We start from the raw sequence: 13,815 nt of genomic DNA, 5'->3' as shown, positions 1-13,815 counted from the left end.
CGATGTCCGAAATGTCCAGCGCGTACGTCGGGGTACGCGCGGCGGGGGCTGGGGGCGCGGGGGGCTCAGTAGCGCAGGGCCGCTGCCGGGTCCTCGAGCAGGGCGGCCACGTCGGCCAGGAACCGCGACCCGAGGGCGCCGTCGATGAACCGGTGGTCGAAGGAGAGCGCCAGCGTGGTGAGGTCGCGTGCCTTGATCGTGCCCTTGTGCACCCACGGCTGCTTGCGGACGGCGCCGAAGCAGAGGATCGCGGACTCGCCCGGGTTGATGATCGGCGTGCCGGCGTCGACCCCGAAGACGCCCACGTTGGTGATCGTGAACGTGCCACCTGCCATCTCGGCCGGCTGGGTGCGGCCCTCGCGGGCGGTCGCGGTCAGCTGGGTGATCTCGCCGGCGAGCTCGACCAGCGACAGCGCGTCGGCCGACTTGACGTTGGGCACGACCAGGCCGCGCGGGGTGGCGGCGGCGATGCCGAGGTTGACCCCGGCACGGTAGACGACCTCCTGGGCCTCGTCGTCCCAGTGGGCGTTGACCTCGGGCGTGCGCCGCATCGCCAGGCAGACCGCGCGGGCGAGCACCAGCAGCGGCGACACCTTGACGTCGGCGAAGTCGCGGTCCTCGCGCAGCCGCTCGACCAGCTTGGTCGTACGGGTCACGTCGACGGTGATCCACTCGGTGACGTGGGGGATCGAGAAGGCCGAGGACACCATCGCCTGGCCCATCATCTTGCGCACGCCCTTGATCGGCTCGCGCTTGTCGACCAGCGTCGCGACGCGCCCCTGGCCGGGCGTGCCGGAGTACGACGCGGGCATCGGCTCGCGCCCACCTCCGGTCGACCCGTCGGCCGCGGACCGCACCTCGTCGGCGCTGACGATGCCTCGTGGGTCGGCGGGCGTGATCGAGGCGAGGTCGACACCGAGGTCGCGGGCGAGCTTGCGGACGGCGGGCTTGGCCAGCACGCCGCCGACCGACCACGCCGAGCCGGGCTTGGCCGTCGGCTCGGCCACGGTCCGCTCGCGGGCGGGCGTGGAGGGGACTGGCGGCTCGTCGGCCGGCACCACGTCGGAGGTGTCGGTGCCGCCGGCGGCGAACGACCCCTGCACCTGCATCTGCGCGGCCGAGCCCGCGTCGGTCCGGGCCGTCGCGGGACCCCGACGGGCGCGGCGCATCGCGCGGCCCGAGCGGGGGCCGTAGCCGACGAGCGTCTGGTTCTCGCCGCCACCGGTCGCCGCTGGGTTGTGGGGGTCGATGGTCTCGACAGGCTCGACCACCGAGGGCGCCTCGGCCGAGGCGACCCCGTCGTCCACGGCGATGATCGGCGTCCCGACCGGGACCGTCACCCCCTCCTGCACGAGGAGGGCGGTCACGGTGCCGGCGTAGGGCGACGGCAGCTCGACCAGCGACTTGGCGGTCTCGATCTCGACGACGACGTCGTTGACCTTGATGACGTCACCGACCTTGACCTGCCAGGTGACGATCTCGGCCTCGGTCAGGCCCTCACCGGGGTCGGGCAGCTTGTACTCACGGACTGTCATGAAAATGTCACTCCAACAAGAATCAGTAGGTCAGCGAGCGGTCGACGGCGTCCAGGACGCGGTCGAGGTCGGGCAGCCACTCCTCCTCGACCCGCGCGGGCGGGTAGGGGGTGTCGAAGCCGCCGACCCGGAGGACCGGCGCCTCGAGGCTGTAGAAGCACTCCTCGGTGATGCGGGCCGCGATCTCCGCGCCCATGCCGAGGTTGGTGTGCGCCTCGTGGGCGACGACGGCGCGGCCGGTGCGGCGCACCGACTCGAAGACCGGCTCGAGGTCGAGCGGCGACAGCGTGCGCAGGTCGATCACCTCGATGCTGGCGCCGTCCCCGGCGGCCGCCTCGGCGGAGGTCAGGCAGGTCTTCACCATCGGGCCGTAGGCCAGCAGCGTGACGTCCTCGCCGGCCCGCACCACCCGGGAGGTGAACAGCGGGTCGGGCGTCGCGGTCGGGTCCACCTCGGCCTTGTCGGCGTGGTACTGCCGCTTGGGCTCGAGGAACACGACCGGGTCGTCGCAGGCGATCGCCTGCTGGATCATCCAGTAGCCGTCGACCGGGTTGGAGCAGGCGACCACCTTGAGGCCGGGCGTGTGCGCGAACTGCGCCTCCGGCGACTCCGAGTGGTGCTCGACCGCGCCGATCCCGCCACCGAACGGGATGCGGATCACCATCGGCATCGGCACCTTGCCCTGGCTGCGGAAGTGCAGCTTGGCGACCTGGCTGACGATCTGGTCGTACGCCGGGTAGACGAACCCGTCGAACTGGATCTCGCACACCGGCCGGTAGCCCCGCATCGCGAGGCCGACGGCGGTGCCGAGGATGCCGGACTCGGCCAGCGGGGAGTCGATCACCCGGTCCTCGCCGAAGTCCTTCTGCAGCCCGTCGGTGATCCGGAAGACGCCGCCGAGCTTGCCGACGTCCTCGCCCATCACCAGGACCTTGGGGTCGTCCTCCATCGCGCGGCGCAGGCCGGAGTTGAGCGCCTTGGCCAGGGTCATCTTCTGGACCTGGGCGGAGGCGGGGGTCTCGGTCATCGCGCGGCCTCCTCGGTCTCGAAGGTGGACAGGTAGGCGGCATAGGCGGCCTTCTGCTGCGCGAGCTCGTCGGTCTGCTCGGCGTAGACGTGGTCGAACACGTCGAGCACGTGCGGGTCGGGCATCGAACGACAGCCCTCCCGGAGACGCTCGCCGAGCTCCTCGGACTCCGCCTCCACGGAGTCGAAGAACGCCTGGTCGGCGTGGCCCTGACGGGACAGGTAGGCCTTGACCCGGGCGATCGGGTCGCGCAGCTTCCACGCCTCGACGTCGGAGGACAGGCGGTAGCGCGTCGGGTCGTCGGTCGTGGTGTGGGCGCCCATGCGGTAGGTGTAGGCCTCCACGAAGGTGGGGCCCTGGCCCTCACGCGCGCGCTGCAGCGCGGCCTGCGTGACGGCGTACGTCGCGAGGACGTCGTTGCCGTCGACGCGGACGCCGGGGAACCCGAACCCCAGGGCCCGCTGGTAGAGCGGGATGCGCGACTGGCGCTCGATCGGCTCGGAGATCGCCCACTGGTTGTTCTGGCAGAAGAACACCACCGGCGCGTTGTAGGACGCGGCGAAGATGAAGGCCTCGTTGACGTCGCCCTGGCTGCTGGCCCCGTCGCCGAAGTAGGCGACCACCGCGGCGTCGCGGTCTGGGTCGCCGGTGCCGACGTTGCCGTCACGCTGGATGCCCATCGCGTAGCCGGTGGCGTGGAGGGTCTGGGCCCCGATCACGATCGTGTAGAGCCCGAAGTTGGCCTCGTGCGGGTCCCAGGAGCCCTGGTCGACGCCGCGGAAGAGACCGAGCAGCTTGAGGGGGTCGAGACCGCGGCACCAGGCCACGCCGTGCTCGCGGTAGGTCGGGAAGACGAAGTCCTGCGGGGAGAGCGCGCGACCCGAGCCCACCTGCGCGGCCTCCTGGCCGAGGAGCTGGGCCCAGATGCCGAGCTCGCCGTGACGCTGGAGAGCGGTCGCCTCGACGTCGATGCGGCGGGTGAGGACCATGTCGCGGTAGAAGCCGCGGACCGTCTCCTCGTCGCCGTCGAAGGAGAACGACGGGTGCTCGACCCGCTCGCCCTCGGGGGTGAGCAGCTGGACGAACTCCGGCTCACGGGACCCGTCGGGCGGCTCGGCCTGGGCGCGGCGGCGGTGCATCAGCGCAGGGCCGAAGTCGCTGGCGATGACGTCCTTGGTGGTGCGCGACATCGAGGGGACTCCTTCGTCTCGTCGTCCCCCGGGGTCTCCGGGGTCCGGCTGGGGAGAAGCAGCCGCGCGCGCCGGGTGAGGAAGGGTGATCCGGCCGGGGCGAGCGGCATGTGACCGGCGACACACCGGTCGGTCCCACGGTAGCGAACCCTGGGGCGTCGGTCACACCTTGGGGTCGAACTCCCCGGCCACCCGGAGGAAGACGTCGTTGGCCTCGGGCTCGCCGACGGTGACCCGGACCCCGTCGGTGGCGTAGGGGCGGACGGTCACCCCGGCCTCCTCGCAGGCGGTGGCGAATCGGGGGGTGTCCTCACCGAGCGCGAGCCAGACGAAGTTGCCCTGTGCCTCGGGCAGGTGCCAGCCCTGCTCGCGGAGCGTGTCGACGACCCGGGTGCGCTCGGCGACGACCCGCTCGACCCGCTCGAGCAGCTCGGCCTCCGCGCCCAGGGCCGCCACGGTCGCGGCCTGGGCGACGGCGCTGACGCCGAACGGCAGGGCGCACGCGCGTACGGCGGCCGCGACCGGCTCGTGCGCGACGAGGTAGCCGACCCGCAGGCCGGCCAGGCCGAACGCCTTGGCCAGCGTGCGCATGACGACCAGGTTGGGCCGGTCCTCGAGCAGGTCCAGGGCGTCGAAGGCCTCGGGACCCCGGACGAACTCGCGGTAGGCCTCGTCGACCACGACCACGACGTGCGGGGGGACCTCGGCGAGGAAGGCCTCGAGCTCGGCGCGGGTGACCGCCGGGCCCGTCGGGTTGTTGGGGGTGCAGACGAGCACCACCTTGGTGCGCTCGCCGACGGCAGCGGCCATCGCCGGCAGGTCGTGCCGGCCGTCGGCGGTCACCGGGACCTGCACCGACCGCGCGCCGTTGACCGCCGCCGCGATCGGGTAGGCCTCGAAGGACCGCCAGGCGAAGACCACCTCGTCGCCGGCCTCGCAGAACGCCTGCACGAGGTGGTAGAGCAGCGCGACCGACCCGGTCGCGGCCGCGAGGCGCTCGGTCGGCTGGCCCAGCCGGGCCGAGAGGGCGTCGTACACCGCGGTGTTGCCCATGTCGGGGTAGCGGTTGACGCGCTCGGCCGCCTCCCGGACCGCCTCGACGACCGCCGCGGGGGGCGGGAAGGGGTTCTCGTTGGAGGAGAGCTTGTACGACGGGCGGCCGGGCACGGCGGCCGCGGGACGGCCCGCGACGTAGGCCGGCACGTCGGCGAGGGCCGCGCGAGGGACCGGGGCTGAGGGAGTGCTCACGGGCTCAGGCTACGGCGGGGAGATGACCCACGGCCCCGACCCGCTGCGCCTCCCACTGCGCACTGGGTCGGGGCCGTCGCGATCCCCACGTATCCCTCGTGTGACCCCGTCTCGCCACGTGCTTGCCACCTGCTGCCACGTGTCCCACGAGGTGCCGGGAGGGCCACGTGCCCCCACGGGCCCACCCGGCGACGGCGATCGACACCCCACCTGTCCGCGCACCCACCATGCTCGTCCGGTGGTCGATCACCGAGATCCAGAATACGGAGCGAATCGGACATAAGCCTCCGTTAGTCGGTCGGATGTCCAACTACGTTCGGCCAGGGATCGTCCGACCGAAGATCGGAGAGCCCCTAGTCCCAACGGGCTAGCCACCCGTGACGGAGGTCGGCCCCGGACGGGCCCTCACGCCGGGACGAACGGACCATCCCGGGCCCGTGCGGCGAGGACCGTCCCGTCTGGCCACCGTGCCTAGTCTGACGGCATGAACCTGCTGATCCGCGTCGCGGTCAACGCCGCGGCGCTCGCCGTGGCCGCGTGGCTGCTCGACGGCATCCGGCTGACCGACCGGCAGGACCGGGTCCTCACCCTGCTCGGGGTCGCGGTCGTTTTCGGCCTGGTCAACGCCTTCGTCGCGCCGGTGATCAAGCTGCTGTCGCTGCCGTTCGTCATCCTCACCCTCGGTCTGCTGCTGTGGGTGATCAACGCGGCGATGCTCCTGCTCACCAGCCGCATCGCCGACGCGCTGGGGCTCGGCTTCGAGGTCGACGGGTTCGGCACCGCGCTGCTCGGCGCCCTGGTGATCAGCGTCGTCGGCGCGCTGCTCGGCTCGCTCGTGGACGACGACAGGTGAGCCTCCCCGCGCCCCGCACCCCCGGGCGCTACCGCGTCGCGGTCGTCTGCCTGGGCAACATCTGCCGCTCCCCAATGGCCCACGTCGTCCTGGAGAGCCTGGTCGCCGAGGCCGGGCTCGACGACCGGGTCGAGGTGGTCAGCGCGGGCACCGGCGGCTGGCACGTCGGCGACCCGATGGACCGGCGGGCGGCGGCGGTCCTCACCGCCCACGGGTACGACGCCTCGCGGCACCGGGCGCGCCAGTTCGGACGCTCGTGGGTCGAGGACTGCGACCTGGTGCTCACCATGGACGCCACCAACCACGCCGACGTGATGGAGCACGCCCACGACCCCGAGGAGTGGGACCGCGTGCGGATGTTCCGTGACCTCGACCCCCGCGCGACCGAGGGCGACCGCGACGTGCCCGACCCCTACTACGGCCGCGACGACGGGTTCGAGCGCGTGCTCGCGATGGTCACCCGCACGTCCAGGGCCCTGGTCGACGAGCTGGCCGCGATCCTGCCCTGACGGGTCAGAACCGGCAGAGGACGCGTGCCGACCCGACCGCTGGATAGACGTCCGGGTAGGCGAGGGCAGTGAACTCGAACCGGACGCGGAGCACGTTGCCGACGGCCAGCGTGCGCCTCTCGGACACGCCCAGGTCGAAGTCGCGGGAGTACAGCGTGTTGCCGTCGCCGGACACCTCAATGTTGGCGCGGCTCCCGGTTTCGCTGTCGTCGGACAGGCCGAAGGTGCCGACCATTCGCGAGCACTTGCGGCTGAGATTCCACTCGATGAACGAGGCGTCGCCATCGAGGTAGAGCCAGTCGGCGTACATCGACTTCCGATAGGCGTCGCCGTTGATCGTCACGGTGACTTCGGTGTCCATGTCGTTGTCGTCGACCGACGAGAGGTCGGTGAGGTAGTGCCACTTGTAGATCAGCACCTTGGACGTCGGGCTGACGCCCGCGCCGATGGTGGAGGAGGCCGGCTTGCGGACGCGGTAGTAGCGCGGCTTGAGGGAGGACGGCCGGTCGGTCACGCGGAACGTGCCGTCGTTCGCGATCGTCGCGGTGCGCTCGTTGGTCCACGCGTCGGTCGTGCGGTAGCGCTTCTGCAGGACCACCGTCTTGCCCGAGGCCCGTGGCGACACCGAGCCGGTGAAGACCACCGCCTGCCCCAGGACCAGGTTGGTCTTGTTGGGCTTGGCGGTGACGACGTAGGTCGAGGCCGCGGCCGCACTGGTGCTGATCGCGCCGGCTGTCGTGAGCAGGACGACGAGCAGGACACCGAGCGGGCGGACGAGACGTGCTGGCATGTGCGGGACCCCCGAGAACGACGATGCGTGCCCTCACCCCACCAGTGCGGCAGGACGAGGGCGAGTCCCTCAGTGGGGGATCCCAGGACCTACGTCGTGAACAGGTCGGACCGGCGCGAGACGGTCAGGGACGGGCCCGCACGCGGACCTTCACGCTCCAGGCGCCGGGTCCTGCCTTGGACCGGGCGCGGACGCGGCAGTCGTAGGCCCTCCTCGACCGGAGCCCGGTCACGGCCGTCGGGCTGGCGGCGTCGTTGACCGCGACCACGTGGGTGCCGCGCACGACGACGCACCGGACGGTGTAGCCCGTCGGTCGTGCACCCCGGGCGCGGGCGGCGGAGTAGGCCACGCGGCCCCGGTGCGCGGCGACGCGCCTCGCGCTCACGTTCCTCGGGGCGTACGGCGTGATGCGGCCCCGCTCGACCTGCAGGGTGCGCACCTGGGTCCGGGAGGCACCGCGGGCGAGGGCCCGGGCGGAGACCGTGTCGGGGTAGGTGATCCCGGTGACCTCGGCGAGGAAGTACTTGCCGGCCGCGTTCCTGGTGATGGTCCATGGGTTGGCGTCGCCGGACCCGGACGTCGACCCGGTCAGGCTGCTCAGGGGGAGGGTGTCGGGGTCGGGCACCCCGAACCGCTTCTGCATCAGGCCGTAGGGCAGCCGGAACCTGAGCTCGCCGGTGAAGACGACCGGGGCCGTGGCCGGGTCGCCGTCGTCGTCGTACGTCGCGGAGTTGTAGGTCTCGGTCGAGAAGCGGTAACCGCCGCCGGAGGTGGGCGCGAAGTCGGGGTCGTTGACGCCGTCGACGTTCTGCGAGCGGTCGTAGCCGTTGCGCCACGAGGCCGCACCGCCCTCCCCCTCGAGGTCCCACACCTCGCCGTTGAACGCGCCGCCCACGGTCGACCTGGGAGCGGGGTCCTGGCAGACCGGCGGCCACACGTCGGTGCAGCCCTCCGCCGTCCGGACCGACCGCCCGCTGATCGTCACCCGGTAGGTCCCGTCCCCGTTGACCGTGCGCTCCACCCAGGTGTCACCGGAGTAGCCCTCGGTGTAGCGGGGCGCGAGGGTCCCGGTGTCGATCGTGACCGACCACGTGTCACCCGGAGGCAGGTCGGAGACGCCGTTGGCGCGCACGACCGCCCAGTTGACGTAGTGACCGCCGTCGAGCGCCTGAGGGGTGTTGAGCCGGACCCGGAAGGTGTCGGCGGGGCTGGTGTCCACCCCGTTGTGGCGGAACGACATCACGCACGGGCGCGCGGTGCCCGGGCCGGCGCACCAGCGCTGCTCGAGCGTCGCGGAGGCGCTCGAGGTGGGCGCCGTGGTCACGACCAGCGCGGCGAGGCCGCCGGACACGAGGGACAGGGTCGCCAGCAGGCTCCGCGAACGCATGGCGCAATCCTGCACCTGCGGGGCCTCCGAGGAGGGCCGATCGTCACGGCTCGGTGGGCCGCTCAGCGATCTCGACGACCTCCATCACCGAAAACTCAGGGCGAGGTGCAAAAGTGGGAGGGTGACGTCCCGCCCGCCCGAGCCCGCCGCCCAGCCGACCCCCGACGGCGCCAGGCCGCGCGTCCTGGTGGTCGACGACGACCGGGCGGTGCGCGACTCGCTGCGGCGCTCGTTGGAGTTCAACGGCTACGAGGTCGCCACCGCGACCGACGGCGCGGAGGCCCTCGCCGGCATCGCGCGGTCCGCACCCGACGTGGTGGTGATGGACGTGATGATGCCGCGGCTCGACGGCATCGAGACCACCAAGGCCCTGCGCTCGGCCGGCAACGACCTGCCGATCATCGTGCTGACGGCCCTGGACTCCGTCGGGGACCGGGTCGACGGCCTCGACGCCGGCGCCGACGACTACCTCACCAAGCCGTTCGCCCTCGAGGAGCTCCTGGCCCGCCTGCGCGCCCTGCTGCGCCGCCACGGAGCGGAGCACGACGACGACGACCTCGCGGCCGAGGAGCTGCGCTTCTCCGACCTCACGCTCAACCCGGCCACCCGCGAGGTGACCCGCGGTGACCGCCTGATCGAGCTGACCCGCACCGAGTTCGCGCTGCTCGAGATGTTCCTGCGCCGCCCCCGCCGCGTGCTCGACCGGTCCTTCATCCTCGAGGAGGTCTGGGGCTACGACTTCCCGACGACCGCCAACTCCCTCGAGGTCTACGTCGGCTATCTGCGCCGCAAGACCGAGGCCGAGGGCGAGCCCCGGCTCATCCACACGGTCCGCGGCGTCGGCTACGTCCTCCGCGAGGCGTGAGGGGCCTCCCGCCCGTGCAGCCCGTGCGGTTCCGCGGCACGCTGGCCAGCAGGGTCAGCCTCCTGGCGACCCTCGCGGTGACGCTGTCGGTCGTCTTCGGCTCCCTCGCGGCGTACGCCGTGATCCGGCACCAGCTCTACGCCTCCCTCGACGCCTCGCTCGAGCAGCGGGCCACCGCGGCGGCGAGCACCAACACGCTCTCCGCGCTGACCGCCCGGCGCGTGCCCGCGTGGGCGCTGGGCGCCGGCGACATCAAGGTCGCCGTCCTCACCGAGGCCAACCAGGTGATCAACAGCCAGTCGACCGACGACGCGACGATCGAGCTCGGCCGTCCCGAGCTGGCCGTCGCGCGGGGGCAGTCCACGCTCTCCCAGCGCACCATCCGCACCTCGGACGGCCGCTACCGCGTCGCCGCGGTCCCCGGCAACGACCCGGGCACCGCACTGATCCTCGCGCAGTCGCTCCGGCCGACGTACGACGCGTTGGGCAAGGTCGGTGCCGTCCTCACCGTCTTCGGGCTGCTCGGCATCGCGCTGGCCGGGATGCTGGGATGGCTGGTGGCGCGCAACGGGCTGCGCCCGGTGCGCCGGCTGACCGGGGCCGTCGAGGACATCGCCCGCACCGAGCGGCTCGCGCCGATCGAGGTCGAGGGCCAGGACGAGGTGGCGCGGCTGGCCGTGGCCTTCAACTCGATGCTCGCCGCGCTCGAGGCCTCGCGCACCCGCCAGTCCCAGCTCGTCGCCGACGCGGGGCACGAGCTGCGGACGCCCCTGACCGCGCTGCGGACCAACCTCGACCTGCTCAGCCAGGCCGACGACCCGTCCCGCCGGGGCTCGCTCAGCGCCGAGTCGCGGCGCGAGCTGATGGGCGACCTGCGCTTCCAGATCGACGAGCTGACCCAGCTCATCGGCGACCTCACCGAGCTGGCCCGTGAGCAGCGGCCCACGGAGGTCTACGACCGCGTCGACCTGGCCGAGGTCGTCGAGCGGGCGGTCGACCGGGTGCGCCGGCGCGCCAGCTCGCTGGAGTTCGACGTCGACCTCGACCCGTGGTGGGTGGTCGGCGACGGGCACGGGCTGGAGCGGGCGGTCACCAACCTGCTCGACAACGCGGCGAAGTGGAGCCCGCCGCTCGGCACCGTGACCGTGCGGCTGCGCGCGGGCACCCTCGAGGTGCTCGACCAGGGCCGCGGCATCGCGCCCGAGGACGTGGAGCACGTGTTCGAGCGCTTCTACCGCTCGGCCGACGCCCGCACCATGCCCGGGTCGGGCCTCGGGCTGGCCATCGTCGCCAAGGTCGCGCAGTCCCACGGCGGCCGCGTGCACGCCGGGTCCGCCCCCGGCGGCGGCGCCGCGTTCAGGTTCTTCGTCCCCGGTCGCCCCGACCAGTCCGAGGTCGGCTCCACCCCCGGCCACGGCCCCCTCCGCCGGGCACAGAAAGCTCTCAGAACACCGACAGCGCCGACGCAGCACGCTCTCAGTGACACTTCAGCAACCGACCACACGATGGAGTCATGACCGACCACGACCCTCGCGACCCCCAGCCCACGTCGGACGAGACCCACCGGGACCCCCAGACCCCGGACCCCGACGAGCGGCTGCACCGCTACGACCCCTCCGCACCGGACGGCACCGAGCAGACTGCTGCCGTGCCTCCGGCCGGGACGTGGCACCGCGAGGGACGGGCCGCGTCGCAGGAGGGGGCCTCCGCCGGGTCCCAGGCCGGCTGGGAGGCTCCCTCCGCCCATTCCTACGACCCCGCGGGCTCCACCGGGCCGGCGACCGCACCGGCGCCCCCGGTGCTCCCGCCCCCGCCGGCCGAGCACACCTCGGCGTTCGGCCCCTTCACCTTCCGCCCGGACGAGCCGTCCGACCCGGCCCACGTGACCCGGCAGGAGCGCACCCGTGGCCGCAACCGCGCCGCGGGGGTCCTCGTCGGTGCCCTCCTGCTCGGCAGCGCGGGCGGCGTGGTCGGTGCGGCGGCGTACACCGCGGCCAACGGCGACCAGAGCCCGACCGGCTCGCTGAGCGCCCCGACCGCGACGGTCACCACCCGCACGACCAGCGACGACGACAGCCGCACCGACAGCACCGACCTGCCCGCCGCGGCCGGGTCGGCCGAGGCGGTCGCGGCCAAGGTGCTGCCCAGCGTGGTCAAGATCAACGTCTCCGGCAGCCAGGGCGCCGGGTCCGGCTCCGGGATCATCCTGAGCAGCGCCGGCGAGATCCTCACCAACAACCACGTCACCGAGATCGCCAAGAACGGCGGCCGCATGACGGTCAGCTTCAACGACGGCACCACCGCGCCCGCCAAGCTCGTCGGCGACGACCCGGTCACCGACCTCGCCGTCATCAAGGTCGACGGCGTCGCCGGCCTCACCCCCGCCAAGCTCGGCGACTCCGACAAGCTCGACGTGGGTGAGGGGGTCGTCGCGATCGGCTCGCCGTTCGGCCTCCAGGCCACCGTCACCTCGGGCATCGTCTCGGCGCTCAACCGTCCGGTCTCCGTGGGCGGCGACGGCGGCGCCAACGAGTCCACCACCTACCCCGCGATCCAGACCGACGCCGCGATCAACCCCGGCAACTCCGGTGGTCCGCTGGTCAACCTCGCCGGCCAGGTCGTGGGCATCAACTCCTCGATCCGCTCCTCCTCCGACATCGGTGGCGAGGGTGGCTCGATCGGCCTCGGCTTCGCGATCCCGATCAGCAAGGTGCTCCCGGTCGTCGACCAGCTGCGCAACGGCCAGAGCCCGACCCACGCCCGACTGGGCATCACGGTCTCCGACAAGGGCAGCAGCACCGACCCCACCGACAACGGCCTCATCACCGGGGCGGGCGTCGAGCAGGTCACCCCGGGGTCGGCCGGCGACAAGGCGGGGCTCGAGGCCGGCGACGTCGTGACCAAGGTCGACGACGAGCCGATCAGCAGCAGCGAGTCCCTGGTGGCGACGATCCGCGGCTACCGGCCCGGCGACAAGGTCACGCTGACGATCCTGCGCGACGGCAAGACGCAGACCCTCGACGCCACCCTCGACAGCGACGTCGCCAGCACCACCAGCTGACACGATCGGGGGATACCGGCCGGCGGGTCCGCAACCGCTAGAGTGACGCGTGCGTCGCCCCCGCGCACTCGGACCGGGCCCTGACGCCCCAGAGACCTGTCAGGCCGCATCCCCCCCTTGCGGCCGGGCGGGACCCTGGAGGGCCGCCCGGATCCGGGCGGCCTTCCACCGGGTCTCCTCCCACTCCTCACGCACGTCGCTCTGCACCGTGATGCCTCCCCCGGTGCCCCAGGCGTAGCGCCAGCGGTCACCCTCCGGCCGCGCGACGAGCGACCTGATCACCACGGCGAGGTCCGCCCGGCCGTCGGGGGCCAGCCAGCCGAACGCGCCGGCGTACACCCCGCGCGGGGTCTGCTCGACGGCGTCGATCACCTCCATCGTGCGCAGCTTGGGCGCCCCGGTCATCGACCCCGCCGGGAAGATCGCGCGCAGCGCCTGCACGGTCGAGACCTCGTCGCGCAGCCGGCCCTGCACGGTGGAGACCAGCTGGTGCACCGAGCGGTAGGACTCGACCTGCATCAGCTCGGGCACCGCGACCGTCCCCGGTGCGCTCACCATGCCGACGTCGTTGCGGAGCAGGTCGACGATCATCAGGTTCTCCGCGCGGAACTTCGGGTCGCTCGCCAGGTGCTCGCGGAGCCGGGCGTCATCGGTCTCGTCGGCGCCGCGCGGCGTCGTCCCCTTGATCGGCCGGGCCTCGACCACCCGCTGGCGGTTGACCGTGGCGAAGCGCTCCGGGCTCGAGCTGAGCAGGTGGACGCCGCGGTGCTGGAGGTAGCCGGAGTACGGCGCCGGGTCGGTCTCGCGCAGCCGGAGGTACGTCGCGACCGGGTCGCGCGCGGACACCGCGCTCTCGCGACAGGTCAGGTTGACCTCGTAGGAGTTGCCGAGGTGGAGCTGGCGCTGCACCTCCGCGAACGCCGCGGCGTACCACTCGGGCACCGGCTCGTCCGCGCTGGTCGGGGCGGCGGGGTGCGCGCGGGTCGGGTGCCCCTCGAGCACCCGCGGCGAGCGGCAGCGCATCCACACCGCGTCCGGCACCGCCGGGTCGTCCGAGGGCCGGCCGGGGAGGTCGGTGCGGCAGGCGTAGCCGAGGTAGCCGACCCAGCTCACGTCCTCCCCGGAGGCCCGGTCGGCGTCCAGGTGCTCCTCGAGGGCCGTGAACACGTCGTCGCCGACCACCTCGCTCGGGCCGGCCCCGTGCCGGCGTACCTCCCGACGCCCGGCGTGGAAGGTCAGCGACACGTCGTCCTCGTCGAGCGTCCCGATCACCGACCGCGTCCCCGACCACGGGGTCGCCCCCCCGCCGTCGAGCCAGAACATCCGGTCCGACCGCCCCGCCGCCACCCG

General features: G+C 72.9%; 12 protein-coding genes. 5 read left to right on the top strand and 7 right to left on the bottom strand.

What is annotated here, in order from left to right:
• Window positions 1–65: 65 nt before the first annotated feature.
• The 4 genes from J2S63_RS11645 to hisC form a co-directional block, all read right to left on the bottom strand.
• Complete coding sequence (locus J2S63_RS11645) at window positions 66–1,535, bottom strand: dihydrolipoamide acetyltransferase family protein (protein WP_310302149.1); 1,470 nt, start codon at window positions 1,533–1,535, stop codon at window positions 66–68.
• A gap of 22 nt (window positions 1,536–1,557) precedes the next feature.
• Entirely contained in the window at window positions 1,558–2,562 is a 1,005-nt protein-coding gene (locus J2S63_RS11640; protein ID WP_310302147.1) for an alpha-ketoacid dehydrogenase subunit beta, read from the bottom strand.
• Window positions 2,559–3,701, bottom strand: coding sequence for a pyruvate dehydrogenase (acetyl-transferring) E1 component subunit alpha (gene pdhA, locus J2S63_RS11635; protein WP_310306677.1), 1,143 nt, complete (start codon window positions 3,699–3,701; stop codon window positions 2,559–2,561). The genes J2S63_RS11640 and pdhA overlap by 4 nt, the downstream gene beginning before the upstream one ends.
• Before the next feature lie 213 nt (window positions 3,702–3,914).
• Entirely contained in the window at window positions 3,915–5,000 is a 1,086-nt protein-coding gene (hisC, locus tag J2S63_RS11630) for a histidinol-phosphate transaminase (protein ID WP_310302143.1), read from the bottom strand.
• A 484-nt stretch (window positions 5,001–5,484) separates the two neighbouring features.
• Here hisC and J2S63_RS11625 point away from each other — a divergent pair, with 484 nt between their 5' ends.
• A complete protein-coding gene (locus J2S63_RS11625) occupies window positions 5,485–5,853 on the top strand; it encodes a phage holin family protein (RefSeq protein WP_310302140.1) in 369 nt (122 codons plus the stop codon).
• Window positions 5,850–6,362, top strand: a complete 513-nt coding sequence (locus J2S63_RS11620; protein WP_310302137.1) for a low molecular weight protein-tyrosine-phosphatase — start codon at window positions 5,850–5,852, stop codon at window positions 6,360–6,362. The genes J2S63_RS11625 and J2S63_RS11620 overlap by 4 nt, the downstream gene beginning before the upstream one ends.
• A 4-nt stretch (window positions 6,363–6,366) precedes the next feature.
• On the opposite strand, the gene J2S63_RS11615 is transcribed toward J2S63_RS11620, so the two are convergent.
• Both J2S63_RS11615 and J2S63_RS11610 read right to left on the bottom strand, forming a co-directional pair.
• Window positions 6,367–7,152 carry a hypothetical protein gene (locus J2S63_RS11615; protein ID WP_310302134.1) on the bottom strand — a complete coding sequence of 262 codons (786 nt, stop codon included), beginning with the start codon at window positions 7,150–7,152 and terminating at the stop codon, window positions 6,367–6,369.
• Between the two features lie 124 nt (window positions 7,153–7,276).
• Window positions 7,277–8,539, bottom strand: a complete 1,263-nt coding sequence (locus J2S63_RS11610) for a fibronectin type III domain-containing protein (RefSeq protein WP_310302131.1) — start codon at window positions 8,537–8,539, stop codon at window positions 7,277–7,279.
• A 121-nt stretch (window positions 8,540–8,660) separates the two neighbouring features.
• On the opposite strand from J2S63_RS11610, the gene J2S63_RS11605 reads away from it, so the two are divergent.
• The 3 genes from J2S63_RS11605 to J2S63_RS11595 are packed head-to-tail and all read left to right on the top strand — an operon-like array spanning window position 8,661 to window position 12,465.
• Window positions 8,661–9,404, top strand: coding sequence for a response regulator transcription factor (locus J2S63_RS11605; RefSeq protein WP_310302128.1), 744 nt, complete (start codon window positions 8,661–8,663; stop codon window positions 9,402–9,404).
• A gap of 14 nt (window positions 9,405–9,418) precedes the next feature.
• Window positions 9,419–10,921 (top strand): sensor histidine kinase, encoded by a 1,503-nt coding sequence (locus J2S63_RS11600; protein WP_310302125.1) that lies wholly within the window; start codon window positions 9,419–9,421, stop codon window positions 10,919–10,921.
• Complete coding sequence (locus J2S63_RS11595) at window positions 10,918–12,465, top strand: S1C family serine protease (protein ID WP_310302122.1); 1,548 nt, start codon at window positions 10,918–10,920, stop codon at window positions 12,463–12,465. Before J2S63_RS11600 ends, J2S63_RS11595 begins: the two co-directional genes overlap by 4 nt.
• A gap of 99 nt (window positions 12,466–12,564) precedes the next feature.
• Here J2S63_RS11595 and J2S63_RS11590 read toward each other — a convergent pair whose 3' ends face one another.
• Window positions 12,565–13,812, bottom strand: coding sequence for an anthranilate synthase component I family protein (locus tag J2S63_RS11590; protein WP_310302120.1), 1,248 nt, complete (start codon window positions 13,810–13,812; stop codon window positions 12,565–12,567).
• Window positions 13,813–13,815 lie beyond the last annotated feature (3 nt).

The sequence above is a fragment of the Nocardioides marmoribigeumensis genome, assembly GCF_031458325.1.
In the GTDB taxonomy this organism is placed as follows: Bacteria; Actinomycetota; Actinomycetes; order Propionibacteriales; family Nocardioidaceae; genus Marmoricola_A; species Marmoricola_A marmoribigeumensis.
This window is presented reverse-complemented; position numbering and strand designations above follow the sequence as displayed.